This window comes from Spiroplasma endosymbiont of Amphimallon solstitiale (genome assembly GCF_964030965.1).
Lineage (GTDB): Bacteria > Bacillota_I > Bacilli_A > Mycoplasmatales > VBWQ01 > Spiroplasma_E.
Window position 1 is genome coordinate 1,033,994 of sequence record NZ_OZ034999.1, and the last position, 26,404, is coordinate 1,060,397.

Below are 26,404 nucleotides of genomic sequence, written 5' to 3' on the forward strand. Positions count from 1 at the left end.
ATTTATAATGGCTATTAAATTAATTGTTCTTGATCTAGATGGAACTTTATTAAAAAGTAAATGAAAAATTCATCCTAAAAATCTAATTGCAATTCAAAAAGCATATCAAAAAAATATTAAAGTTATTATTGCAACAGGAAGAGCACCAATTTCAACCATTGATATTGCAAAAGCATGTTTAATGCATGAAAAAACCGGTCATATTATTTGTTATAATGGTGGTAACATCCTTGATATTACTAATGATAATAGATTAGATATATTGTATGAAAAATCATTAACAAAAGAACAAATACAAACAATAGTTAAATTTGCTAATAAAAATAATTTAGCAATGTGAGGATATAGTACCGATAATAAAACAGGCTTAATTAATCGCAGATCACTAAAAGTTAAAATTATGGAAAATTTTAATAACCTACCAACTAAACAAATTGATGAGAATACCGATGAGGGTATGTATAAAATTTTATTATTTTGTAAAAAGAAAAAACAAGTTAATCCAATTTTAGAACAATTAAATACTATACAAGATTTAGAAATTGCTACTTCTTCTCATAGTGTTATCGAAATTAATCCAATTGGTGTTAATAAAGCTGCTGCTGTACAATTTTTATGCAAAAAATGAAATATTACTCCTGACCAAGTACTAGCTTGTGGTGATGGTATGAATGATTATAAATTAATAAAGTGGGCTAAATATGGTATTGCAATGCAAAATGCTCATCCTAATTTAAAAGAAATAGCATATGATGTTACTAGTAAAAATACTTGTGGTGGTGTTGCAAAAGCTATCGATAAATATGTATTTCCTAAATCAGAGTTTGAATAAATAATTAAATATACTTTTATTAATACTTAGTCATATTAAAAATGCTAGCAATTTGTGTTAGCATTTTTAATATTTTTTAGGTTTTCATCAATATTTATGTTATAAACCTTAAATTATACATATAAGGAAGAAAAAACCATAATTAATTCAAATACTATTTAATAATAATTTACAAAAAAATAATCATTTTTTTTGTAGATTAGACACACTTTTTGGACTAATAAAAGTTTTTATAACTTTATATTATTAGTTGAGGTGTAGTTTAAAATGAAATATTTAATTAATAGTGCTGATTTTACTAAATTTGATTATAAATTTAACAAGTTTGTAGAAAAGTATAAAAATGATAAAAATATTAATAAAGTTAATATTTATTATCGTAAATTTAGAAAATTTTGTTTTATTTTTAAAAATAAAAAATACTTGTAAAGAAATAATTTCTCAATTACATATGCCAAAGCAAACTTTTTATTATTGAGCTAAACGTTTTTATGATATTTTCTACAGAAATAAACCTTTTGAAGAATTATTATTTAAATCAACAAAACCTAAAAATATTAAATATTTCTATAATTTGGAATTATCAGAAAAATTTATAAATTATTTTGTTCAGTATAAAGAAGAGTTTGGTATAGGTGATTTTCAATTTTGTTATTTAATAAGGCATATTGATGATATTAGATTTAATTTTTACCAAAACCCTCGATTAAAACTATATATCGTTGATTAAAACGTTTTGGTTTTTATTCACAAAAAACTATTAAGAAAAAACATTTGAGATATGAGGTAAAAGAAACTGGATTATTGCAGACTGATATTAAAGTAGTATCAGATTATATAACAGGAAGTAAAAGATGATATATTATTGATTTTATTGATGAAAAAACTCGAATTACTTATTGTTATCCATCTGAACAAGCACAAACCAGAGATATTGTAAATGCTACTAAAAATGCTTTAAATTTTTATGAAAAATTGGGAATTAAAATTAAAAGGATTAGGACTGATAATGGTAGTCAATATACTAATACATCTTGCGGAAAACCACAAAGAAATCGTTGATTTACAAATTTTTGTAATAAAAAAGGTATAGTTCATGAAACTACACCGTTTAGATCACCACAGAGTAATGGTAAGATTGAAAGATTTCACAGAAATTGAAGTAATTTATTTGAAATAAAACCATATTTAAATAGTGATTTTAGTTTATTTCAAAAATTAGTGAATTCTTTTCAAGAATATTATAACAATTTTAAACCACATAAATCATTAGGATTAATGACTCCTATGGATTATTTTGATAAACTTTTATTAGATGAAAAATAGTCCAAAATGTCTGTACTACCTTACAAATAATCATTTTTTTAATAAACGCAAGTAAAATCTGCTGTTTTTAAGTTTATTGTTTACTCACTACCAGAAGCACGTAAATGTGAATTATTAGAACCTATTCATTGATAATAAATATTATTATCTCTTCAAAAACATAAATGTAAATACATTTCATCATTTGCAAAACCATTAGAATAACTACTATTTAGATAGAAATTTAGAGTATTGCTTATTAATTTTATATGATTATTGGTTCCTCCTTGAACAGGAGTATCTTCAAAAACAGGAGTTTTATCAGTAATTTTACTAATATCAAATTTAATAGAAGTTGTTTTCGTTCCATTAGAATCAGTAATAGTCATATAAGAACCATCAGTAAAACTAACATTAGAATATATTTTAGTAAAACTGTCTCAATCATTAATATAATTTCTTCAATTAATTAAAGTATGAACATCACTTTGATCTTGAAAATCACTTTCTGTACCATTAAATGTATCATGTCAATAATAATTAGTATTAATTTTAAAACTAGAATTATTTCACTTATTATAATAAATTTCAATTAAATTATTATCTTTATCAAAAATATAGTTTAGCGAATAATTTTTGTTACTAACATTAAATGGTAAATTATAAATAAAATTATAAATATCTTTATTATCAATAATTAAATCAATAATTTTAGTTGCTAATTCATTATTAATTTGTTCTTTTAAACTACTTTGACTAATAAAATAATTAGCTAATTGTTGAGCAATCGTTTTATCAATTTTATTAGATATTGCCTTTAATTTTGTAGAAAAGTAGTGGTATTAGTAAAATTAGCAAAAATATATTTTTATATGGTATTTTTAACATTAAAGAGGTGATTTTAAATGAATAAAAATACAGTAAAAGAAATTTTAAATAATTTGTCTGATAAAGATTTTATTGAGATTTTTAGAGAAAATAAAACTAGAATTAAACAAATTGAGAAAAAAGAAAAATTTGAAGCAGTCGAACAAAAATTCAAAGAGAAAGGGATTCAATGTCCAGATTGTAGTTCTTTTTTGTGTACTAAATATGGTAGTAAAGATTATAAGCAAAGATATAAATGTAAAAGTTGTAATATTACTTTTCATGCTTTTAAAAATCATTATTTTTATTGAAGTCATTTATCTCATGATCAATGAGATTTATTGATACAAATAGCTACTTTAGGTCAATCTGCTTACATTATTTCTCAATTTATTAATACTACAAATAAAACTGCCTGATTTAATCGTCAAAAATTTATGAAATCAACACAATTAGTAAAAACACAAAATCAATTTGTAAAATTAAAAGCTAGAATTGAAGTTGACAAAACTTTTATCAAAGAAATTCATAAAGGAAACTTTAAAGATCCAAATGATCCAAGAAAACAATGAATTGAAGAAAATGCTAAAGATTTAAATTGTTGTATTCAAATGGCAATTGATGAAAACCGAAATATCTATGCTCAAACAACAAATACTAAAAGATTAAATAAAAAATGAGTACAAGAAAACTTAACATCGAAACTTATCGAAGAAAATTCAATTATAGTTTGTGATATGCAAGTATTATATGATACAGTAGCTAAACAAACTAAATCCACTATCCAGCAGTTTAAATCAAAAGAAAATAAAGAATTAAATTATAAAAAATTAAGTAATGTCAGTAAAATACAATCAAGTTTAAAAGAATTTATTACTCATTACCATGGCATTGGATTTACCAATATTCAAAATTACCTCAATTTATGGAAATGAAAATATCAACACTACGGATTAACCCCTTATCAAAAATCCAATGTGTTATATTTCAGTTTGTAAAAAAAATAAATCCCAAAATTTAATAAAATCAAATTTTAAGTCAAGTTGATGACTTTTTTTATTTTACCACTACTTTTCTACAAAATTAAAAAATTTTTCTTATTTTTTTTAATAAAATCTCATTTAAAAATGTTTAAAAATTAACCTAATATTTGGAATTAAGTTAATAATAAAAAAATATATTATAATTAAACTATACACAGATAGAACTTTTGTTCTTAATGATGTTTAGAGAGAGGTGAAAGTAATGGAATTTGATTTTGATGTTATTACTATTGGTGCTGGTGTTATTGGTGCTGCTATTAGTGATGAATTATCAAAAAGAAAATTAAAAGTAGTTATTTTAGAAAAAAATTTAAGAATTGCCCAAGAAACATCAGAAGGAAATTCTGGAGTCATTCATGGTGGATTTGATCCAACACCAGGAAAACTAAATGCTAAATTAAATCTAGAAGGCAGAAAATTATATGAAAATGATTGATTTAAAAATTTAGATTTTCCATGAAAAAAAATTGATTCTTTAATACTTGCTTTTAGCAAAGAAGAAAACTCAGAAATACAAAAATTATATGCACGTGGTATTACTAATGGTCTTGCTAAAAAAGAATTATCAATATTAACAAGAGAAGAAGTAATTTCATTAGAACCTAATGTTAACCCAAAAGTTACTAGTGCACTACTTTGTTCTGCTTCATATGCTGTTGATCCAGTATTATTAACACAATCTTTAATTAATCGCATGATTAAAAATAAAGGACAACTAAAAGTTGATCATCAAGTAATTAAAATTGAAACATTAAATTCAGGTTTTCGAGTTACTTGTTTAAATAATCAAAAAAAAGTAACTTTTACTTCAAAATATATTATTAATGCTGCTGGTCATTATGCTGATGATATTGCAAAGTTAATAAATTGTCAAGATTTCACTTTAAAAACTAGAAGAGGACAGTATTGTATTCTTGAAAAAACCGAAAATCATATTATAAATAATCACATTCTATTTATGATACCTACTATTCATGGTAAAGGAGTAATAGTTGCTCCAATGCTTGATGGTCATATCTTGGTGGGTCCTACTTCTCATGAAAATGTACCGAAAAGTGATACTAGATTAATTACAATTGAAGATATTGAACTTATTAATAAAATTGGTTTAAAAATTATTCCAACTTTAAATATTAATAAAACTTGTAAAGTAATTAGTGGTTCACGAGCAATTTGTGTTGAAACTGATGATTTTTTCATAAAATTTGCTAGTAATAATCCTAACTTTATTAATGTTGCTGGTATTAAATCACCAGGTCTAAGTTCAGCACCAGCAATTGCTTTACTAGTAGCAAATATGATAAAAAATATTTAATTTAAGGAGGAAAATATTATGCCAGAAGTCTCACAAGTAATTATTGGTGAACTATTTGGCACATTTATCCTAATTTTACTAGGAAATTGTGTTGTTGCCAACGTTTTATTAAAAAAAACAAAGGGAGAAAATAGCGGTTGGCTTGTTATTTGTACTGGATGAGGATTTGCTGTTGCTATTGCTGCAATGTTAAGTGGAATTTCAGGAGCACATTTAAATCCAGCTGTTACTATTGGATTATGAGTTGCTAATAAAAAAACAGCTTTTATTGGGGAAAACTTCCTTTATATTCCATTTTATATTTTATTTCAATTTTTAGGTGCAATGTTAGGACAATTAGTTGTTTACTTAGCATATTTTAAACAATATAACATTACTGAAGATAATAATAAAATTTTAGCAACTTTTGCAACAGCTCCAGCCGAACGTAGTTATATTTGAAATACTATAACAGAAATTATTGGAACATTTATGCTAGTTATGATTGTTTGTGCTACTATTGGTATTAAAAATTTAGTTATTAATTCACAAATATTTAATAGTGGTTCTGAGTTTATTACTGGACCTGCGACTGTTGGTATTGGTGTTATGGTTATTGGACTTGCTATTGGTGGACCAACAGGTTTTGCTATTAATCCAGCTCGAGATTTAGGACCAAGAATTATTCATGCTATTTTACCAATAGCAAATAAAGGAAGTTCTGATTGAAAATATGCTCCAGTTCCTGTTATTGGACCAATTTTAGGAGCAATTATTGCTGGTGGTTTAATTCAAGTAATTGAAATACTTTAATAAAAGTACAGAAAGGATAAATAATATGTCAGAAGAAAAAAAATATATTATGGCATTAGATGAAGGTACATCTAGTTGTCGTACTTTAATTATTGATAAAGAAGGAAAAATTACTGGTATCCATCAAATTGATATACCTCAGCACTACCCCCCTCAATCAGGTTGAGTTGAACATGATGCACTTGGAATTTGAAATAATCAATTAACAACAATGCAACAAGCTTTAAATAAAAGTAATATTAAATCTAATCAAATTGAAGCAATTGGTATTACTAATCAACGTGAAACAACAGTAGTATGAAATCGTGATACAGGTTTACCAATTTATAACGCTATTGTTTGACAAGATCGCAGAACAGCAGATTACTGTGAAGAATTAACAAAAAAAGGATGAAAAGAAAAAATTCATAAAAAAACCGGCTTACTAATTGATTCTTATTTTTCTGCTACTAAAATAAAATGAATTTTAGATAATGTTAAAAATGCACGTGAATTAGCAAAAAAAGGAAAACTAGCTTTTGGTACTATTGATAGTTGATTAATTTATAAAATGACAAATGGTATTGAAAATAATGTTGAAAAAACTAAACATGTTATTGACATTACAAATGCTTCACGAACAATGTTATTCAACATTAATACTAAAAAATGAGATGAAGAATTACTAGAATTATTTGATATTCCTAAAAATATGTTACCAGAAGTAGTTCCCAGTTCAGGTAAAATTGGAACTACTTATAAAGGAATGTTATTCCAAAATGATGAGCAAGAAATTCCTATTACTGCTGCAATTGGTGATCAACAAGCTGCATTATTTGGTCAATTATGTTTAACACCTGGTGAAATCAAAAATACTTATGGTACTGGTTGTTTTATTTTAATGAACATTGGAAATACTCCTCTTTTTTCAAAACAAGGTTTACTAACGACTATTGCTTATCAAATATCAGGCGAAGAACCAGTTTTTGCTTTAGAAGGTTCAGTTTTTATTGCAGGAGCTGCTGTTCAATTTTTACGTGATCAATTACGAATGTTATATCGTTCCGATGAAAGTCTATGATATTCACAAATTGTTGATCCTAAAGAAGAACAACGTATTTATATAGTACCTGCTTTTGTTGGTTTGGGTGCCCCTTATTGAGATTCAACAGCACGTGGCGCTATATTTGGTTTAGAACGTGGTACGAAACGTGAACATATTGTTAAAGGTACCATTGAATCATTAGCTTATCAATCACAAGATGTTATTCTGGCAATGCAAGCAGATGTTAAATTAAATAAAGATTTAAAAGATTTAAAAATTAAGATTAAAGTTGATGGTGGAGCAAGTAATAATTCATATATTATGCAATTTCAAAGTGACATTAGTCGTACTAATTTAATTAAACCTAAAAATACTGAGACTACAGCAATGGGTACTGCTTACTTAGCAGGACTTGCAATTGGATTTTGAAATATTAATGATATTAAAAAAATAAATAAAATTGAAAAAGAATATAAACCAATTATGACAGAAAAAAAAGCAGAAACTTTTTATAAGGGTTGACAAGAAGCAGTTAAAAGAACACGTGGTTGAACTACTTCTATTAAATAAAAATAACTGAATTGACAGTATAAAATGAGGCTTTTTAGAAATCTGTTTTAATTATGTAGAAAAGTATGGATGACCAAAAATTATTCATCAATTTACACTTAAAATATTATTTTTAATTAAAAATTTGTTAAAATTAACATTATTTAGTGTAAAAATTCTCTAAAAATAACACTTTATCATGTATCATTACTTTTCTACAAAATTAAAGGAAATCTGTGTATCTTTGTTTTACAAAGTACTAGTTCAGATTAATTCTGTCTTCAAATTTTATCATAAAATGAGCAATTGCTGTATTTCAATTTTGAATAGGCAATGTTCATTTTTTTGTTATATTTTCAATTGCTAAATAAAATATTTTAAAAACTGACATATCATTAGGAAAAGCTTTTTTGTTTCTAATAACTTTTCGTAATTGACTATTAACAGATTCAATAGCATTTGTTGTATAAATTACTCTTTTGATTTCTGCAGGATAACTAATAAAAATCATCAAATTTTCTCAATTTTTATATCAAGATTTAGCAATTTGGGGATATTGTTTATTTCATTTACTTTCAAATGATTCTAAAGCTTGCATTGCTTGTTCTTCACTACATGCACTATAAATTGGTTTTAAATCTGTAACTAGAGTTTTTCGATGTTTGTATGAAACATATTTGGGACGGTAACAAAAACGGAGGATATAATTACTTTTTAAACATTTCTTTAAAATTATAGACAAGAAATAATTGTAATTATATGCAATTGTAAGTAAATATTACTACTAAATTAAATTAATTTCAATTAAAATACAAATATTAAAAAATCAATAAGAAAATTTAATATAAATACACAACAAAAATTCTTATTAACTTTTAATTAATAAGTTTTTAATATTTCCTGAATTGTAAATATAAATGGGACAGTTTTTTAAAATAATTGTATTAAATCTATTGGTCTTTTATAAGATAGTGATTTTCTGGGTGTAGAATTAATTTGAAATGCTATAGTATTTAAATCTTTTTGTTTATATGAAGATAGATCTGTAGATTTTGGTAAATATCTTCTTAAAATACCATTATTATTTTCATTTAAACCTCTTTGACAAGGTTTACCAGGATCTGCAAAATAAATCTTAACATTACAATTTTTTTCGATTAATTTTCATTTACTAAATTCTTTACCACGATCAAAAGTAATAGTTTTAACTGTTCCTTTTTGTAACTTTGAAATAAATTTTATTATACTTTTTGTAATATTTTCTGATTTATTATTTTTAGTTGCTAAAGGAATTGTGGTTTTTGATCATATATCAGCTAAAGTAATAATAGAACTTTTATGATCTTTACCAATGATAGTATCACCCTCTAAATGACCAAATTCTTCTATATTTTTAATATTAGGAATGATTAAATTTCTTTCATGAATAGACTTACAATTATTAATTCTGCCCCTAGTTTCTTTTTGTTTGTGAGGTTTATTTTTTCCTTTTCTCAATAAGTTATTTTCATCAAAACCCATTCGATTTGTTTTAAACATGTTATATAAAGTTTTTGTTGAAATACTTTTTATTTTATTTTCCTTTAAAAAATTAGCAATTATATCAAGAGCATAATTTTTAGTAATTAACAAATGATTAATAGTATTAATTTCTATTAAAGTTAAAATTATTAATTTTCTGGCAATGTTTAGTAATCTGTGTAACTTACAAAAATAACTATGTTTAATTAATTCTAGTAAATATAATTAAATGACTAGAAAGAGTGAGTTACAGATGGCTAAAAAACAAAATATTAATAATAATGATCCAATATCAAAAGCAGTAGATTTATTATTAGAAAATACTGAAGATTTAACAACAGTTTTTAAAGAAGGGGGTTTATATAAAGAATTAACAAAACGTTTAGTTGAAAAAATGTTGAATTCTGAAATGCAAAATTATTTAGGATATGAAAAAAATCAACATAGTAATACTGAAAATGCTCGTAATGGTACAAGTTCAAAAAAATTAATAACTCAACAAGGTAAAATTGAGATTGATGTACCAAGAGATCGCAATAGTGATTTTACTCCTGTAATAGTTGCAAAAAGACAGCGAAGATTTGATGGTTTTGATCAACAAGTGCTTTCACTATATGCAAAAGGTATGACTCTATCTGACATTAGAATGCAGTTACAAGAGTTATATCATGGTGCTGATATTAGTGAAAGTGTTATTAGTCAAATTACTGATGATGTTATTGATGATGTCAAAACATGACAAAATCGACCATTAGAAAGCGTTTATCCGATTGTTTATTTTGATTGTATAGTAGTTAAAGTTCGACAAGATAAACGGATTATTAATAAATCAGTTTATATAGCATTAGGAGTTGATTTAGAAGGTAAAAAAGATGTTTTAGGCTTATGAATTAGTGAAAATGAAGGTGCTAAATTTTGATTAGCTAATTTCACAGAAATGAAAAATCGAGGCTTAAATGATATTTTGATTGCTTGTAGTGATAATTTAACAGGCATGTCAGAAGCAATACAAGCAGTTTATCCTAAAACAGAACATCAATTATGCATTGTTCATCAAATTCGAAATAGTTTAAAATATGTTTCATACAAACATCGAAAAACTCTAGTTACAGATTTAAAACCAATTTATAGTGCATGTAGTGAAGAACAAGCAATGCAAGCTTTAGAATCATTTGAAAGTAAATGAAATAAACAATATCCCCAAATTGCTAAATCTTGATATAAAAATTGAGAAAATTTGATGATTTTTATTAGTTATCCTGCAGAAATCAAAAGAGTAATTTATACAACAAATGCTATTGAATCTGTTAATAGTCAATTACGAAAAGTTATTAGAAACAAAAAAGCTTTTCCTAATGATATGTCAGTTTTTAAAATATTTTATTTAGCAATTGAAAATATAACAAAAAAATGAACATTGCCTATTCAAAATTGAAATACAGCAATTGCTCATTTTATGATAAAATTTGAAGACAGAATTAATCTGAACTAGTACTTTGTAAAACAAAGATACACAGATTTCTAAAAAGCCTCAATTTTCTACCTGCATTTTGTTTATTTTTTTGAATTTTATTCAATATTTCTAATGGTAATAAGTTTTGATTTAATAATCTACAAACTCTATGTACAGTTGATTTACTATAATCAATGGCTTTTGCTATTTTACGAATCGAAAATCCATAACTTTTATATTCTTTTATTGCTATTATTGATTCAATAGTCAGATACTTGTACATTGTGCTAATTCCTTTCTTTTCTTAATTATAGAATTAACACAATTTAATTTTTATATAAGTGTCCTTTTTAATTTTACAATTCAGGTATCCTAAATAATTTTGCATTTCAGAATTCAACATTTTTTCAACTAAACGTTTTGTTAATTCTTTATATAAACCCCCTTCTTTAAAAACTGTTGTTAAATCTTCAGTATTTTCTAATAATAAATCTACTGCTTTTGATATTGGATCATTATTATTAATATTTTGTTTTTTAGCCATCTGTAACTCACTCTTTCTAGTCATTTAATTATATTTACTAGAATTAATTAAACATAGTTATTTTTGTAAGTTACACAGATTACTAAACATTGCCTTTTGTAACATCATAAATAGCAGTACCAGCATCTAATTGTTCTCTATTTTCTACTGTTGCATTAATTAATGCAACTCTTTTTGATAATAAAACTTTTAAATTTTTAAGATATTTTACTGATAAATCTGCTTTACCACTAGGTGTACTAGGGTCATTAATTGTTGTTGATTGTGTTGTAATAATTGCCATTTTTATTCTCCTTTAATTTGTTTTAAATCATTTAATACTTGTTTTTGAAAATTAATTAGTTTTTCTAAATCAATATTACTTGCTTTATACTCAATAATAAGTTTTGCAATATTATAATCTTCTAATAATTCCATTTTACTACTTCTAGTAATCTTAAAAATATCGGGATAATTACTTTTAATATTTTCATATTTTTTATTAAATTCTTTTATTGTCATATTAACCACCTACCATTCCTAATTTACTAGTATCTACTTCTTTTGATTTATCTTCTTTAGTTTTATCTTTTATATCTAAAGAAGAACTAATATTTGTATCTTTATTATTTTTAAATAAATGTGGAAAATCTTTATTTAAATTTGATAATTCTTCATCAATATCTTCTTTATCTCCAAGATATCTTTTTAATAAATTAATATTTTCTTGTGATAAATCATATTTTTTATAACTTTCACTATGTCTAATTTCTCTATCTTTATCAGTTTTTTTCCTTTAATTTTGTAGAAAAGTAGTGGTATTAGTAAAATTAGCAAAAATATATTTTTATATGGTATTTTTAATATTAAAGAGGTGATTTTAAATGAATAAAAATACAGTAAAAGAAATTTTAAATAATTTGTCTGATAAAGATTTTATTGAGATTTTTAGAGAAAATAAAACTAGAATTAAACAAATTGAGAAAAAAGAAAAATTTGAAGCAGTCGAACAAAAATTCAAAGAGAAAGGGATTCAATGTCCAGATTGTAGTTCTTTTTTGTGTACTAAATATGGTAGTAAAGATTATAAGCAAAGATATAAATGTAAAAGTTGTAATATTACTTTTCATGCTTTTAAAAATCATTATTTTTATTGAAGTCATTTATCTCATGATCAATGAGATTTATTGATACAAATAGCTACTTTAGGTCAATCTGCTTACATTATTTCTCAATTTATTAATACTACAAATAAAACTGCCTGATTTAATCGTCAAAAATTTATGAAATCAACACAATTAGTAAAAACACAAAATCAATTTGTAAAATTAAAAGCTAGAATTGAAATTGACGAAACTTTTATCAAAGAAATTCATAAAGGAAACTTTAAAGATCCAAATGATCCAAGAAAACAATGAATTGAAGAAAATGCTAAAGATTTAAATTGTTGTATTCAAATGGCAATTGATGAAAACCGAAATATCTATGCTCAAACAACAAATACTAAAAGATTAAATAAAAAATGAGTACAAGAAAACTTAACATCGAAACTTATCGAAGAAAATTCAATTATAGTTTGTGATATGCAAGTATTATATGATACAGTAGCTAAACAAACTAAATCCACTATCCAGCAGTTTAAATCAAAAGAAAATAAAGAATTAAATTATAAAAAATTAAGTAATGTCAGTAAAATACAATCAAGTTTAAAAGAATTTATTACTCATTACCATGGCATTGGATTTACCAATATTCAAAATTACCTCAATTTATGGAAATGAAAATATCAACACTACGGATTAACCCCTTATCAAAAATCCAATGTGTTATATTTCAGTTTGTAAAAAAAATAAATCCCAAAATTTAATAAAATCAAATTTTAAGTCAAGTTGATGACTTTTTTTATTTTACCACTACTTTTCTACATAATTAAAAGTTTTTTCTTTTAATTATGTAGAAAAGTATGGATGACCAAAAATTATTCATCAATTTACACTTAAAATATTATTTTTAATTAAAAATTTGTTAAAAGTAACATTATTTAGTGTAAAAATTCTCTAAAAATAACACTTTATCATGTATCATTACTTTTCTACAAAATTAAAGGTTTTTTCTTTATATAAAGCATTATATTTTTCTTCTAATTCTTTATATTTATCTTCTAAAGTCGGTTCTTTAGTTTCTTCAGTTTCTGGTTCCTTTGATTCACTTTCTACTGTTTTTAATTCATTTTCTTCGGTTTTTGATTCACTTTCTACTGTTTTTAATTCATTTTCTTGTTCTTCATTTTTATCTTTTTCTTCCATATTATTACCTTCTTTCATTTCATTTTCATTTAACATAATTACCACCACCTTTCTAAGTTGAACTTTTTGGATTTATTACCAATGACGTAGTTTGTAAGTTTCAATTGGTATTAGTTTTAGCAAGAGGTAATCCTCTACTAAATGGAAAAGTTACAATAAATTGATATCTTAATACTATATATTTATTAAAACTAGTATAAACCACTATTTTAAATCAAATTGATGAGGCAATTGTATTTTCTCGACTTAAATTATCATTTGTTCATAATAAATCATTAACATAAGTGCTATTAATATTATCTGTTGCTTTTAAAGTTGCTGATTGACGCGGATATTTATCTTGGGATTTTTTTTCATTCCTGAATTGTAAATATAAATGGGACAGTTTTTTAAAATAATTGTATTAAATCTATTGGTCTTTTATAAGATAGTGATTTTCTGGGTGTAGAATTAATTTGAAATGCTATAGTATTTAAATCTTTTTGTTTATATGAAGATAGATCTGTAGATTTTGGTAAATATCTTCTTAAAATACCATTATTATTTTCATTTAAACCTCTTTGACAAGGTTTACCAGGATCTGCAAAATAAATCTTAAAATTACAATTTTTTTCGATTAATTTTCATTTACTAAATTCTTTACCACGATCAAAAGTAATAGTTTTAACTGTTCCTTTTTGTAACTTTGAAATAAATTTTATTATACTTTTTGTAATATTTTCTGATTTATTATTTTTAGTTGCTAAAGGAATTGTGGTTTTTGATCATATATCAGCTAAAGTAATAATAGAACTTTTATGATCTTTACCAATGATAGTATCACCCTCTAAATGACCAAATTCTTCTATATTTTTAATATTAGGAATGATTAAATTTCTTTCATGAATAGACTTACAATTATTAATTCTGCCCCTAGTTTCTTTTTGTTTGTGAGGTTTATTTTTTCCTTTTCTCAATAAGTTATTTTCATCAAAACCCATTCGATTTGTTTTAAACATGTTATATAAAGTTTTTGTTGAAATACTTTTTATTTTATTTTCCTTTAAAAAATTAGCAATTATATCAAGAGCATAATTTTTAGTAATTAACAAATGATTAATAGTATTAATTTCTATTAAAGTTAAAATTATTAATTTTCTACCTGCATTTTGTTTATTTTTTTGAATTTTATTCAATATTTCTAATGGTAATAAGTTTTGATTTAATAATCTACAAACTCTATGTACAGTTGATTTACTATAATCAATGGCTTTTGCTATTTTACGAATCGAAAATCCATAACTTTTATATTCTTTTATTGCTATTATTGATTCAATAGTCAGATACTTATACATTGTGCTAATTCCTTTCTTTTCTTAATTATAGAATTAACACAATTTAATTTTTATATAAGTGTCCTTTTTAATTTTACAATTCAGGTTAAATAAAAAATAATAAGTATGTTTAATGAAGAAGATTTACAATTATTTAACAATTTATATTTACCATCTATTGAAGGAAAAATTAATCAAATTGATCATTTATTAATTTTAAATAGTTGTATTTTTATAATTGAGACTAAAAATTGATCTTTAAAAACTTATGGAGATTATTTTAAAAAAAATTGAATCCAATATCATGGTGAAAGACAAGAATTTATTCCATCACCTCTTTATCAAAATAGAAGTCATGTTAGAACTATTCTGTATCTTTTAAAAAAAGAAAACATTAATTTAAAACAATTTAAATTTTTTAGCCTTGTAGTATTTGTTCAAAATAATTTACAAATTACTGAAAATAGTAACTTCCTGAATTGTAAAATTAAAAAGGACACTTATATAAAAATTAAATTGTGTTAATTCTATAATTAAGAAAAGAAAGGAATTAGTACAATGTATAAGTATCTGACTATTGAATCAATAATAGCAATAAAAGAATATAAAAGTTATGGATTTTCGATTCGTAAAATAGCAAAAGCCATTGATTATAGTAAATCAACTGTACATAGAGTTTGTAGATTATTAAATCAAAACTTATTACCATTAGAAATATTGAATAAAATTCAAAAAAATAAACAAAATGCAGGTAGAAAATTAATAATTTTAACTTTAATAGAAATTAATACTATTAATCATTTGTTAATTACTAAAAATTATGCTCTTGATATAATTGCTAATTTTTTAAAGGAAAATAAAATAAAAAGTATTTCAACAAAAACTTTATATAACATGTTTAAAACAAATCGAATGGGTTTTGATGAAAATAACTTATTGAGAAAAGGAAAAAATAAACCTCACAAACAAAAAGAAACTAGGGGCAGAATTAATAATTGTAAGTCTATTCATGAAAGAAATTTAATCATTCCTAATATTAAAAATATAGAAGAATTTGGTCATTTAGAGGGTGATACTATCATTGGTAAAGATCATAAAAGTTCTATTATTACTTTAGCTGATATATGATCAAAAACCACAATTCCTTTAGCAACTAAAAATAATAAATCAGAAAATATTACAAAAAGTATAATAAAATTTATTTCAAAGTTACAAAAAGGAACAGTTAAAACTATTACTTTTGATCGTGGTAAAGAATTTAGTAAATGAAAATTAATCGAAAAAAATTGTAATGTTAAGATTTATTTTGCAGATCCTGGTAAACCTTGTCAAAGAGGTTTAAATGAAAATAATAATGGTATTTTAAGAAGATATTTACCAAAATCTACAGATCTATCTTCATATAAACAAAAAGATTTAAATACTATAGCATTTCAAATTAATTCTACACCCAGAAAATCACTATCTTATAAAAGACCAATAGATTTAATACAATTATTTTAAAAAACTGTCCCATTTATATTTACAATTCAGGATATAAAAAAACCTGAAAGATTTTCAGGTCTTTTTACATTATATTACTCAATAATCTTGGAAGTACTGTAGAGTATATATAAAAAATAATAAGAATGTTCAGTTAATGAACAATTTAATCCTAACATTTTTAAAATTATTTTCTTAAAAAAATCAAAATAACACTTAATAATGAAAAATATTATAAAAAGAGCACCAAATAAAAAAGAATGTATAATTAAGAGCAGAAAATAGTTTATATTTTTCAGAAAAAATATCTAAGGGGGAAAAACAATATGAGAAACATGAAAACATTACTACGACTAATGGGTGCTGCTGCTTTAACAACAGTTGCAGCAAGTTCAGTTGTTGCATGTGGAACTCAAACAAAAGCGCCAACATTAGATGGCAAATATGCAAAATTATTAGGATGATATAGTGATGAAAATACAAGTACAATTAATCAAGAACTAAAAAAGGATGAAACTGCTGGTAAAGAAAATTATTCAATTGCTATTGTTGCTACTGATAATACAAAAATCACAGCAACTAAATTTAATGAAAAATTATTAAAAGCAGGTACTGGTACTGATTCTGATAAATTTCAAGCAGTAAGTGATGATGCTGCAGCCTTTTTAAAAGATTTAGGATTTACACGTGATAGCAAGAAGTTTTATTCAGCTGATGATGTTAAAAAGATTACTGCTTTATCTGCAAAAGTTGAAAGTACTGAATCAGGTAAAATTGAAGCAAATAGTGGAAAAACTGATTTTAATGTAGCTGCTGGTACTTGTCAAATTAACATTATGGATAAGGCAACCGGAGAGGATGCCAAATCTGTAAAAAATATACTATTAATACTGTTAAGAAGGATACATTAGGTGTTCCTACTGCAGTAGCAGCAATTGTTGTAAAGAACAATTTAGCATTGACTTCTGCAAACAATTTTAAAAAAGATGGAAATGTTCTTACATCTTTGCCTTGAGCTGATGGAAAAACTAAAGAAAAAAATCTATATGATTCTTTAGTTAAGTTAATTGGTGGTCAAAAATTAGTTTGATCTACTACTGATGGTGGAACTGCTATAAACAAGTACCCTAATGATACTACTACTGATGTATTTTTAAGAGTAATGTTTGTTGAAGTAAAGGTAGTAAGTTTTAAAGTTGACAAAATGCCTGCTTAATCATTAAATATTTTAAAAGATTGCAATTGCAATCTTTTTTAATTTATATTCTTTTTTCTTTAAATGTTAATTTTATTATAACTTTTTATCATTTAAAAAAATACTACTATTAGTAATTAAAATTATAAAAATAATTTCAATTTAAGAAGAATATATAATAAATAGCAGAAAATAATTTATATTTTTTAGAAAATTATCTAAAAGGGGAGAAAACATTATATGAAAAATATAAAAACATTATTACGATTAATGGCTGCTACTGCTTTAATTACAACTGTAGCAAGTTCAATTGTTGCCTGTGATTTTGAAACAAAAGCACCAATATTAAATGGTAAATATGCAAAATTATTAGGCTGATATAGTGACGAAAATACAAGTTTAATTAATCAAGAATTAAAGAAGGATGAAACTACTGGTAAAGAAAAGTATTCAATTGAGGCTGATGACACAAAAATTATGATGACTAATTTTAAAAACAGTTTATTAAACGCAAACGAAATTAGAAATCCAAATCAAGCAAAAGATGCTGATGCTGCAGCATTTTTGAAAGAATTAGGAATTACAAGTGGTAGTGAAAATGAAGAATATTCACCTGATGATGTTAAAAATTACTACCTTATCTGCAAAAGTTACAAGTACTGAAGCAGGTAAAACTGAAGAAAATAATACAGGAACTGATTTTAAAGTTCTTGTTGGTACTTGTCAAATTGATATTATAAGCAAAGATGATGATAGTTAGTAAAATCTTATACTATCAATACTGCTAAAAATGATGGATTAAACATTTCAAAGATAGTTATTACTGAACTTATTAGTGATAAAAATGGTTTAAAATTAACTGCTGCGCAAGGATTTAAACAAGGTGAGTCTGTTGCTGATTTTAAATTAGTAATAAATTCAGAAAGTAAACAAAAACAATTTGATTCTCTAGTTCAAATATTGAATACAAATGTTAGTACCCAGTTCCATGCTAGATTTGATGATGGTCCATTAGTAACAGGAAATTTTAGAAATTTAAAAGTTTATTTAGCAATATATTTTGGTGATGTTCATCTTTTACCTAGAATAGATTGTGGTATACCACCAACTGTTTAAATCATTAAATATTTTAAAAAATATAATGACAGTTATTGTTAATTATCATATTTTTTTGTTACTATTAATATAAATGAAAATTATTAATAATTAGACATTTGAAATCAATAGTAATTAAAGTGATAACATTGATAAGTTAAAAAACTAAACTTTAAATGAAGACACAATTGTATCTTTCAATTTTATTAAGTGATATTATTAATTATAAAAATTAAAGAAGGAGAAAAAAATATGTTAAAAGCAGGAAGTATATTAATATTTATTGTTTTTATTTTAGAATCAATATTTATAATTCCTTTATTATGAACAATACCCGGTTTTATTTTATACAAAAAAGTAAGTAAAGGTGAAGCGACTACTGATCAAAAAATTGCTTTAGCAATATTAGGAATTATCTTTGGTGCTGCATTAGGTATTATTGGTGGTATTTTTATATTAGTTGATTTGAACAATGATGAAAATAAAATCCAAAGATATTAATAAAAAAACATCATTAATTAATGATGTTTTTTATTTTTTTAAATAGTTTTCCATTGGTTTTAATAAAAATTATTATATAATTTTTATAGTTTGATTTAAAAACAACTTAAAATTATTAACTAGGAGGAAAACAAATATGGAACTTATTATTTTAGAAGCCACAAATCTGATGAATGAAATAATTTTACGTTATAAAAATGAAATTAACAAAATTCGCACCGGAAGAGCTAATCCTAATATCTTAGAAGGAATTAATGTTAGATGTTATGGTGGTGTTGATAGTTTAAGTAATATTGCCCAAGTTAAAGTAGCAGAAGCACATCAATTATTAATTAAACCATATGATCGTAGTTTAATTAAAGACATTACAGAAGCTGTTACAAAAGCTGATTTGAAATTACAAATTAAAAGCGAAGCAGAGAATATACGTTTAATTTTCCCACAATTAACAGAAGACGTTCGTAAATCTTTAGTTAAAGATTTGAGTAAAAAAACTGAAGAATATAAAGTTAAAATCCGTAATTGTCGACGTGATGCTGTTCAAAATCTGAAAAAAATAAAATTACCAGAAGATCAAGAAAAGCATGCAGAAACTACAATTCAAGATTTAACTGATAGTAAAATTAAAGAACTTGTATTAATAGAAAACAATAAAAAAGCCGATTTAATGAAAATTTAGCAATAAAGCAATAAATAGTTAGGGGTTAAATATTGTGAAAAAAAAGATAATAAATAAAGAAAATATAAAATCTAAAGTTTCTTTTTTTGCAAAACTTAGTAATTTTTTTAGAACCTATCGAAATCGTATTCTTACAAGCTTTATGTTAATTGCTTGTGGTGTATTATGAATGTTTATTGGGGCAGTTTATTTAGAACCAATTTTTGGTAATAAACCACAGTGATCAGCCTATACATTTATGATAATTAATACTTTAATTTTTATTGGTTGTTTATGAGAAATTATTAATTTAAAAAAAGAATCAAATTGATCAATTGTACTTAAAATTTCTATAATTTTAACAGGAGTCATACTTTTATGAGTTCCGCTTGGTAAAGAAACTTTTGGTCCATATATTTATAATCATTATTGATTTGAAACTTGAATGACTTTATTAACTTTATTATTTTTCATTTGTATTTTTATTTTAATTGCTTGACGAAGTAAAAATTTTCAATTAAGTGATGTCATTTTTATTTTTACTTGAATTATTTATTTAGTGTTTGTTGTTAAAGCTGTTAATTTTTTAATGTTATCAGAAATTAAACTTTCAAAACTAGGATGACCAACATTATTGTTTTTATTCATTATTGTTATGTCTAATGATGTTGGTGCTTTTATTGGTGGTATAATTTATGGTAAAACAAAAATGGCACCAAGTGTATCACCAAATAAAACTTGAGAAGGTGCTATTACTGGTTTAATAACAGCAGTTATTTTAAGTATGATAACAGTAACTGTTTTTTTAGAAACAAGTAATTATAATCCATTACCTTTTTTAGAAGTTAATAGTAAAGCACCGATCTATATTGCTTATCTTGCTACTAGTTTTATTCTTTCAATTGCTAGTCAAATGGGTGATTTATTATTTTCTTATTTGAAACGTAATTATCATGTTAAGGATTTTTCAAATATTCTACTTGGACATGGAGGATTATTAGATCGTTTAGATTCATTTTCAACAGTAGTTATTTTTGGTTCTCTAATTACTCTAGCAGCTATTGCTTAATATATAAAATTTAAGGATGAAGTTATGTATATATTTTTAGCCATTTTAATTGGTTTATTTACAATATTATTTTTAATTACCTTGCATGAATTTGCTCATTTTGTAATTGCTAAATTATCAGGAGCATATGTATATGAATTTGCTATTGGTATGGGACCAAAACTTTTGCAGTGAGGTAAAAAAGAAACACGTTATACTTTAAGACTATTACCATTGGGTGGTTATGTTTCTATTGCTTCAGAAATTGCTGATGCTCCTAAGGGACGAGAAGATGAAGTAATTGATAGTAAACGAATGATGGAAAACTTGCAACGTGGTAAAAAAGCAGCTTTCATTAGTGCACCTGCACTAATGAATTTATTATTAGCTTTTATTTTATTAATGATTGGATATGGAATTTATCCACATAAATATGATCCTAACTTGCCACCAACCTATGCAACAACAGGACCATTATATGAAGCTGTTCAAAAATATAATAAAGATAATCCAAGTTTACCAATTTTAGATACTGATGCTATTACTGGTATTTATAATACTGGTGATATTGAATCTAAACAATCAATTAAATCATATTATGATTTACAAACATGATTAAGTAAATATAATAAAAAGACTACTAATGGTACAGTTATTGCTGATTATGAAATTACTTTTGATAATAAAGATGATAAAACTGTTACTTTTAAACCTGTAGAACAAAAAGGGGTACTATTCATTGGTGTTAGTCAAGGTAGTTATTATTTAAATGCAGGGCAAGTTATTAGTAATGGTATCATTGATACTTTTAAAGATAGTTACAGTCTTTTACAAGCATTAGGACAATTAGTTACTTTTCATTGACAAAATTTATCAGGACCTGTTGGTATTGTTAAATCAACTAATAGTTTTTTAAATCCTGATTTATCATCAACACAAGCAGCAAGTACATATTTTCGTTGAGCAGCATTATTATCATCTAATTTATTTTTATTAAATATGTTACCAATTCCGCCATTGGATGGTTATAAATTTGTTGAAAATGCAGTTGAAGCGGTAACAAGAAAAAAATTAAATGAAAAATATAAAATTATTGTCAGTATTGCTGGAGCTATATTATTTTTAGTTATCTTTATTGCTATTACTATTAAAGATATATTTTTTTAATCTTTACTTTATAATAAAATCCTATTATAAATAGGATAATAAATTTGAATGAAAAAGTTTTGAGCAATTTTCTTAATTATTTATATTTCCTGAATTGTAAATATAAATGGGACAGTTTTTTAAAATAATTGTATTAAATCTATTGGTCTTTTATAAGATAGTGATTTTCTGGGTGTAGAATTAATTTGAAATGCTATAGTATTTAAATCTTTTTGTTTATATGAAGATAGATCCTTTAATTTTGTAGAAAAGTAGTGGTATTAGTAAAATTAGCAAAAATATATTTTTATATGGTATTTTTAATATTAAAGAGGTGATTTTAAATGAATAAAAATACAGTAAAAGAAATTTTAAATAATTTGTCTGATAAAGATTTTATTGAGATTTTTAGAGAAAATAAAACTAGAATTAAACAAATTGAGAAAAAAGAAAAATTTGAAGCAGTCGAACAAAAATTCAAAGAGAAAGGGATTCAATGTCCAGATTGTAGTTCTTTTTTGTGTACTAAATATGGTAGTAAAGATTATAAGCAAAGATATAAATGTAAAAGTTGTAATATTACTTTTCATGCTTTTAAAAATCATTATTTTTATTGAAGTCATTTATCTCATGATCAATGAGATTTATTGATACAAATAGCTACTTTAGGTCAATCTGCTTACATTATTTCTCAATTTATTAATACTACAAATAAAACTGCCTGATTTAATCGTCAAAAATTTATGAAATCAACACAATTAGTAAAAACACAAAATCAATTTGTAAAATTAAAAGCTAGAATTGAAGTTGACGAAACTTTTATCAAAGAAATTCATAAAGGAAACTTTAAAGATCCAAATGATCCAAGAAAACAATGAATTGAAGAAAATGCTAAAGATTTAAATTGTTGTATTCAAATGGCAATTGATGAAAACCGAAATATCTATGCTCAAACAACAAATACTAAAAGATTAAATAAAAAATGAGTACAAGAAAACTTAACATCGAAACTTATCGAAGAAAATTCAATTATAGTTTGTGATATGCAAGTATTATATGATACAGTAGCTAAACAAACTAAATCCACTATCCAGCAGTTTAAATCAAAAGAAAATAAAGAATTAAATTATAAAAAATTAAGTAATGTCAGTAAAATACAATCAAGTTTAAAAGAATTTATTACTCATTACCATGGCATTGGATTTACCAATATTCAAAATTACCTCAATTTATGGAAATGAAAATATCAACACTACGGATTAACCTTTTAATTATGTAGAAAAGTATGGATGACCAAAAATTATTCATCAATTTACACTTAAAATATTATTTTTAATTAAAAATTTGTTAAAAGTAACATTATTTAGTGTAAAAATTCTCTAAAAATAACACTTTATCATGTATCATTACTTTTCTACAAAATTAAAGGATTAACCCCTTATCAAAAATCCAATGTGTTATATTTCAGTTTGTAAAAAAAATAAATCCCAAAATTTAATAAAATCAAATTTTAAGTCAAGTTGATGACTTTTTTTATTTTACCACTACTTTTCTACAAAATTAAAAGATAGATCTGTAGATTTTGGTAAATATCTTCTTAAAATACCATTATTATTTTCATTTAAACCTCTTTGACAAGGTTTACCAGGATCTGCAAAATAAATCTTAACATTACAATTTTTTTCGATTAATTTTCATTTACTAAATTCTTTACCACGATCAAAAGTAATAGTTTTAACTGTTCCTTTTTGTAACTTTGAAATAAATTTTATTATACTTTTTGTAATATTTTCTGATTTATTATTTTTAGTTGCTAAAGGAATTGTGGTTTTTGATCATATATCAGCTAAAGTAATAATAGAACTTTTATGATCTTTACCAATGATAGTATCACCCTCTAAATGACCAAATTCTTCTATATTTTTAATATTAGAAATGATTAAATTTCTTTCATGAATAGACTTACAATTATTAATTCTGCCCCTAGTTTCTTTTTGTTTGTGAGGTTTATTTTTTCCTTTTCTCAATAAGTTATTTTCATCAAAACCCATTCGATTTGTTTTAAACATGTTATATAAAGTTTTTGTTGAAATACTTTTTATTTTATTTTCCTTTAAAAAATTAGCAATTATATCAAGAGCATAATTTTTAGTAATTAACAAATGATTAATAGTATTAATTTCTATTAAAGTTAAAATTATTAATTTTCTACCTGCATTTTGTTTATTTTTTTGAATTTTATTCAATATTTCTAATGGCAATAAGTTTTGATTTAATAATCTACAAACTCTATGTACAGTTGATTTACTATAATCAATGGCTTTTGCTATTTTACGAATCGAAAATCCATAACTTTTATATTCTTTTATTGCTATTATTGATTCAATAGTCAGATACTTATACATTGTGCTAATTCCTTTCTTTTCTTAATTATAGAATTAACATAATTTAATTTTTATATAAGTGTCCTTTTTAATTTTACAATTCAGGTTTTAAAAAAATAAAATAGTAACTATTTTAAGTAAGCAATATTGTTTACTTTTTATTTTATTTTGAAATAAAATCTATAAGTATAAAAACTAAAATTTATATCGATTATTTGCTCCTAAGAGAATTATTTTTTCTTCAACAAATTTCTGAATAGCTATCATTGCATTTTCTCTTAAAGTATTAATATTAGATAAATTAGAGTTAGTTTGCAAACTTTTTTTTAGACTTTCAACATAAATCTTTCTTAAATCACTGCTAATATTAACTTTAGTAATACCAGCTTTAATTGCTAGAGTTAATTGTTCATTATTAATAGTAACATTATCATGTAATACTAAAAAAATTTCAGGCATTTTAATAGCAATTTCTTTAATTAGAGAAATTTTTAAATCTTGTTTATTATCTTGATGATGACTATTGATAGCAGTAAATACAAGACCATTAATATTAGTTTTATTTCTAAATAGTATTGCTTGTTCAATTAAATTAATATCATTAGTAATATCCTTTAATTTTGTAGAAAAGTAATGATACATGATAAAGTGTTATTTTTAGAGAATTTTTACAATAAATAATGTTATTTTTAACAAATTTTTAATTAAAAATAATATTTTAAGTGTAAATTGATGAATAATTTTTGGTCATCCATACTTTTCTACATAATTAAAAATAATATCTCCTTTTGTATTATTGTAAAAAATCTCTGATTCAACAACAATACCCAAAGGAGCAGCAAAATGAACAATATCTTTAGTTTTTTCAATATTTTCTTTAATTGGATAGTTACTGTAATTTAACATAACTGAACTAAAATCAGATGTAATTTTAGTTTTAATAAAGTGTGGATCAAGACAGTGGTCTAGTTGTAAAAAAATTGGTACTTTTGCACGATTAATAACATTGTTAGTAATAGCAAGTACATATTTTAAATCAATACAATTAATAGTGTTAGGTGTTATCATTAAACATATTGGTGCTTTTTGTTTTTCGGCTGCATTAGTAATTGCAATTAACATTTCTAAATTATCAAAGTTAAAACTTGGGATTGCGTATTTGTTAATTTGTGCATGTTTTAACATTGTTTTCAAGTTAATTTTCAATTACAATCACCTAACTTTTCTTTTTAATTTTGCTTTTCTTTTTTTTATTAAGTTGACGTAATATTTTTTGATAAAAATCATATAAACGATGTTCAGAAGTTTGATAACGTTTGAACATTAAGTTATTAATTCAAATATAAAAATATTGTAAACTGAAAACTAAACCAAAAACAAAAACAACAGCGCTAGCAGCGATTAATCATCCATATTCGCCATTTGAATAATCAAAGAAAAAATATGGATATCATGTATCTCTTGGTGGATGAGGGACTAAGCCTTTACTGATAGTATCTTGATAATCTAAATAACGTAAATGACCTCTAATTAGAATAACAATACAATAAATTGCTGGATAAATAACAATTAATCATAAATATATTTTATGTTGTTGTTTCATATTAATATATTGATGACCTGACGTAACAATAAAGCTAGTAATCATAATTATTGGCATTAATAAGTGTAAAATTAATGTTGCAATTCAATTATAAGCACTGTATTGTTTTGGATCTTGTTCAGCAGTAAAAATTCCTATTCAAAATACTAACATCGTAATAGTGATATAAACAGTTACTGCCAATCGAGTTTGAAAACTTGGTTTAGTACCACGAAAATAAGAGTCAAATAAATAAACGCAAAAGTAAATAACAACCATATAGTTACTTTCAGTCGTAAAAAAAGCGTAATAGTTGCTTGCTCGTTCACCATAACCTAAAGGTTTAAATTTTGCCATTGGATAATATATTGCACTAATTAAATCAATAATTAAAAATAAAATTATCATTATTAATGCAGATAAACGTATATAAAAGTTGGCTTTGTTACTTAATTTATACATAATAATCC

At 23.9% G+C, this 26,404-nt stretch carries 29 protein-coding genes and 7 pseudogenes; 22 read left to right on the forward strand and 14 right to left on the reverse strand.

Translation table 4 applies throughout. The annotated features are described in order from the left end of the window. The first annotated feature begins 7 nt into the window (after positions 1-7). From AAHH39_RS06430 to AAHH39_RS06445, 4 genes are all read left to right on the forward strand, one after another. Positions 8-832: an HAD family hydrolase gene (locus AAHH39_RS06430; RefSeq protein ID WP_342219263.1), complete on the forward strand. Its 825-nt coding sequence runs from the start codon at positions 8-10 to the stop codon at positions 830-832. Between the two features lie 267 nt (positions 833-1,099). Further along, positions 1,100-1,261, forward strand: coding sequence for a hypothetical protein (locus AAHH39_RS06435; protein ID WP_342219264.1), 162 nt, complete (start codon positions 1,100-1,102; stop codon positions 1,259-1,261). A 22-nt stretch (positions 1,262-1,283) separates the two neighbouring features. Next, positions 1,284-1,562: a hypothetical protein gene (locus tag AAHH39_RS06440; protein ID WP_342219265.1), complete on the forward strand. Its 279-nt coding sequence runs from the start codon at positions 1,284-1,286 to the stop codon at positions 1,560-1,562. A gap of 44 nt (positions 1,563-1,606) precedes the next feature. Next, positions 1,607-2,158: a DDE-type integrase/transposase/recombinase gene (locus AAHH39_RS06445; protein ID WP_342219266.1), complete on the forward strand. Its 552-nt coding sequence runs from the start codon at positions 1,607-1,609 to the stop codon at positions 2,156-2,158. 80 nt (positions 2,159-2,238) lie between these two features. On the opposite strand, the gene AAHH39_RS06450 is transcribed toward AAHH39_RS06445, so the two are convergent. Beyond that, the gene (locus AAHH39_RS06450; protein ID WP_342219267.1) at positions 2,239-2,526 is read right to left on the reverse strand and encodes a hypothetical protein; all 288 of its coding nucleotides are present in this window, start codon (positions 2,524-2,526) and stop codon (positions 2,239-2,241) included. 516 nt (positions 2,527-3,042) lie between these two features. Between AAHH39_RS06450 and AAHH39_RS06455 the strand changes: the two genes are divergently transcribed. The 5 genes and pseudogenes from AAHH39_RS06455 to AAHH39_RS06475 all read left to right on the forward strand — a co-directional run. Beyond that, a complete protein-coding gene (locus AAHH39_RS06455) occupies positions 3,043-4,002 on the forward strand; it encodes a transposase-like zinc-binding domain-containing protein (protein WP_342219268.1) in 960 nt (319 codons plus the stop codon). A 247-nt stretch (positions 4,003-4,249) separates the two neighbouring features. Continuing rightward, the gene (glpO, locus tag AAHH39_RS06460; RefSeq protein WP_342219269.1) at positions 4,250-5,362 is read left to right on the forward strand and encodes a type 2 glycerol-3-phosphate oxidase; all 1,113 of its coding nucleotides are present in this window, start codon (positions 4,250-4,252) and stop codon (positions 5,360-5,362) included. Positions 5,363-5,380: 18 nt separating this feature from the next. Further along, positions 5,381-6,154 (forward strand): MIP/aquaporin family protein, encoded by a 774-nt coding sequence (locus AAHH39_RS06465; RefSeq protein WP_342219270.1) that lies wholly within the window; start codon positions 5,381-5,383, stop codon positions 6,152-6,154. Positions 6,155-6,179: 25 nt separating this feature from the next. Further along, entirely contained in the window at positions 6,180-7,748 is a 1,569-nt protein-coding gene (gene glpK, locus AAHH39_RS06470; RefSeq protein ID WP_342219271.1) for a glycerol kinase GlpK, read from the forward strand. A gap of 37 nt (positions 7,749-7,785) precedes the next feature. Next, positions 7,786-7,911 (forward strand): annotated as a pseudogene (locus AAHH39_RS06475) (IS30 family transposase); the annotation flags it as partial. Positions 7,912-7,986: 75 nt separating this feature from the next. Here the strand turns inward: AAHH39_RS06475 and AAHH39_RS06480 are convergent. Then, positions 7,987-8,406: pseudogene (locus AAHH39_RS06480) on the reverse strand (transposase); the annotation flags it as partial. Positions 8,407-8,657: 251 nt separating this feature from the next. Then, positions 8,658-9,416, reverse strand: a pseudogene (locus tag AAHH39_RS06485) (IS30 family transposase); the annotation flags it as partial. 85 nt (positions 9,417-9,501) lie between these two features. Between AAHH39_RS06485 and AAHH39_RS06490 the strand changes: the two are divergent. Continuing rightward, on the forward strand, positions 9,502-10,740 hold the full coding sequence (locus tag AAHH39_RS06490; protein ID WP_342219305.1) for an IS256 family transposase: 1,239 nt from the start codon (positions 9,502-9,504) through the stop codon (positions 10,738-10,740). A 40-nt stretch (positions 10,741-10,780) separates the two neighbouring features. Here the strand turns inward: AAHH39_RS06490 and AAHH39_RS06495 are convergent. The 4 genes and pseudogenes from AAHH39_RS06495 to AAHH39_RS06510 form a co-directional block, all read right to left on the reverse strand. Continuing rightward, a pseudogene (locus tag AAHH39_RS06495) lies at positions 10,781-10,984 on the reverse strand (helix-turn-helix domain-containing protein); the annotation flags it as partial. Positions 10,985-11,068: 84 nt separating this feature from the next. Then, positions 11,069-11,245, reverse strand: a pseudogene (locus AAHH39_RS06500) (IS256 family transposase); the annotation flags it as partial. Between the two features lie 82 nt (positions 11,246-11,327). After that, a complete protein-coding gene (locus tag AAHH39_RS06505) occupies positions 11,328-11,528 on the reverse strand; it encodes a hypothetical protein (RefSeq protein WP_342219276.1) in 201 nt (66 codons plus the stop codon). Positions 11,529-11,530: 2 nt separating this feature from the next. Next, positions 11,531-11,746: a hypothetical protein gene (locus AAHH39_RS06510; RefSeq protein ID WP_342219277.1), complete on the reverse strand. Its 216-nt coding sequence runs from the start codon at positions 11,744-11,746 to the stop codon at positions 11,531-11,533. Between the two features lie 362 nt (positions 11,747-12,108). Here AAHH39_RS06510 and AAHH39_RS06515 point away from each other — a divergent pair, with 362 nt between their 5' ends. Further along, positions 12,109-13,068 (forward strand): transposase-like zinc-binding domain-containing protein, encoded by a 960-nt coding sequence (locus tag AAHH39_RS06515; RefSeq protein ID WP_342217913.1) that lies wholly within the window; start codon positions 12,109-12,111, stop codon positions 13,066-13,068. 240 nt (positions 13,069-13,308) lie between these two features. On the opposite strand, the gene AAHH39_RS06520 is transcribed toward AAHH39_RS06515, so the two are convergent. Beyond that, a complete protein-coding gene (locus AAHH39_RS06520; RefSeq protein WP_342219278.1) occupies positions 13,309-13,566 on the reverse strand; it encodes a hypothetical protein in 258 nt (85 codons plus the stop codon). A gap of 353 nt (positions 13,567-13,919) precedes the next feature. Next, a complete protein-coding gene (locus AAHH39_RS06525) occupies positions 13,920-14,864 on the reverse strand; it encodes an IS30 family transposase (protein ID WP_342219279.1) in 945 nt (314 codons plus the stop codon). A 105-nt stretch (positions 14,865-14,969) separates the two neighbouring features. Here AAHH39_RS06525 and AAHH39_RS06530 point away from each other — a divergent pair, with 105 nt between their 5' ends. From AAHH39_RS06530 to AAHH39_RS06575, 10 genes are all read left to right on the forward strand, one after another. Continuing rightward, positions 14,970-15,368, forward strand: coding sequence for a nuclease-related domain-containing protein (locus AAHH39_RS06530; protein WP_342219280.1), 399 nt, complete (start codon positions 14,970-14,972; stop codon positions 15,366-15,368). Positions 15,369-15,401: 33 nt separating this feature from the next. After that, a complete protein-coding gene (locus AAHH39_RS06535; protein WP_342217458.1) occupies positions 15,402-16,346 on the forward strand; it encodes an IS30 family transposase in 945 nt (314 codons plus the stop codon). A gap of 305 nt (positions 16,347-16,651) precedes the next feature. Next, positions 16,652-17,236 (forward strand): hypothetical protein, encoded by a 585-nt coding sequence (locus tag AAHH39_RS06540; RefSeq protein WP_342219281.1) that lies wholly within the window; start codon positions 16,652-16,654, stop codon positions 17,234-17,236. A 47-nt stretch (positions 17,237-17,283) separates the two neighbouring features. Further along, the gene (locus AAHH39_RS06545; protein ID WP_342219282.1) at positions 17,284-17,541 is read left to right on the forward strand and encodes a hypothetical protein; all 258 of its coding nucleotides are present in this window, start codon (positions 17,284-17,286) and stop codon (positions 17,539-17,541) included. A 219-nt stretch (positions 17,542-17,760) separates the two neighbouring features. Continuing rightward, on the forward strand, positions 17,761-18,192 hold the full coding sequence (locus AAHH39_RS06550; protein WP_342219283.1) for a hypothetical protein: 432 nt from the start codon (positions 17,761-17,763) through the stop codon (positions 18,190-18,192). Then, the gene (locus AAHH39_RS06555) at positions 18,140-18,280 is read left to right on the forward strand and encodes a hypothetical protein (protein ID WP_342219284.1); all 141 of its coding nucleotides are present in this window, start codon (positions 18,140-18,142) and stop codon (positions 18,278-18,280) included. The genes AAHH39_RS06550 and AAHH39_RS06555 overlap by 53 nt, the downstream gene beginning before the upstream one ends. Before the next feature lie 587 nt (positions 18,281-18,867). Further along, complete coding sequence (locus tag AAHH39_RS06560) at positions 18,868-19,116, forward strand: hypothetical protein (RefSeq protein WP_252319735.1); 249 nt, start codon at positions 18,868-18,870, stop codon at positions 19,114-19,116. 136 nt (positions 19,117-19,252) lie between these two features. After that, entirely contained in the window at positions 19,253-19,795 is a 543-nt protein-coding gene (locus AAHH39_RS06565) for a ribosome-recycling factor (protein WP_342219285.1), read from the forward strand. Positions 19,796-19,937: 142 nt separating this feature from the next. After that, a complete protein-coding gene (locus AAHH39_RS06570; protein ID WP_342219286.1) occupies positions 19,938-20,843 on the forward strand; it encodes a phosphatidate cytidylyltransferase in 906 nt (301 codons plus the stop codon). 24 nt (positions 20,844-20,867) lie between these two features. Then, complete coding sequence (locus AAHH39_RS06575) at positions 20,868-21,989, forward strand: site-2 protease family protein (protein WP_342219287.1); 1,122 nt, start codon at positions 20,868-20,870, stop codon at positions 21,987-21,989. A gap of 119 nt (positions 21,990-22,108) precedes the next feature. Here the strand turns inward: AAHH39_RS06575 and AAHH39_RS13360 are convergent. Beyond that, positions 22,109-22,231: pseudogene (locus AAHH39_RS13360) on the reverse strand (IS30 family transposase); the annotation flags it as partial. An 81-nt stretch (positions 22,232-22,312) separates the two neighbouring features. On the opposite strand from AAHH39_RS13360, the gene AAHH39_RS06580 reads away from it, so the two are divergent. Then, on the forward strand, positions 22,313-23,239 hold the full coding sequence (locus AAHH39_RS06580; protein ID WP_342219288.1) for a transposase-like zinc-binding domain-containing protein: 927 nt from the start codon (positions 22,313-22,315) through the stop codon (positions 23,237-23,239). Positions 23,240-23,533: 294 nt separating this feature from the next. Here the strand turns inward: AAHH39_RS06580 and AAHH39_RS06585 are convergent. From AAHH39_RS06585 to AAHH39_RS06600, 4 genes and pseudogenes are all read right to left on the reverse strand, one after another. Continuing rightward, positions 23,534-24,373, reverse strand: a pseudogene (locus AAHH39_RS06585) (IS30 family transposase); the annotation flags it as partial. A gap of 174 nt (positions 24,374-24,547) precedes the next feature. Next, positions 24,548-24,994, reverse strand: coding sequence for a class II fructose-bisphosphate aldolase (locus AAHH39_RS06590; RefSeq protein ID WP_342219289.1), 447 nt, complete (start codon positions 24,992-24,994; stop codon positions 24,548-24,550). A 15-nt stretch (positions 24,995-25,009) separates the two neighbouring features. Beyond that, entirely contained in the window at positions 25,010-25,558 is a 549-nt protein-coding gene (locus AAHH39_RS06595; RefSeq protein WP_342219290.1) for a class II fructose-bisphosphate aldolase, read from the reverse strand. 10 nt (positions 25,559-25,568) lie between these two features. Then, positions 25,569-26,396: a Pr6Pr family membrane protein gene (locus AAHH39_RS06600; protein WP_342217452.1), complete on the reverse strand. Its 828-nt coding sequence runs from the start codon at positions 26,394-26,396 to the stop codon at positions 25,569-25,571. Positions 26,397-26,404 lie beyond the last annotated feature (8 nt).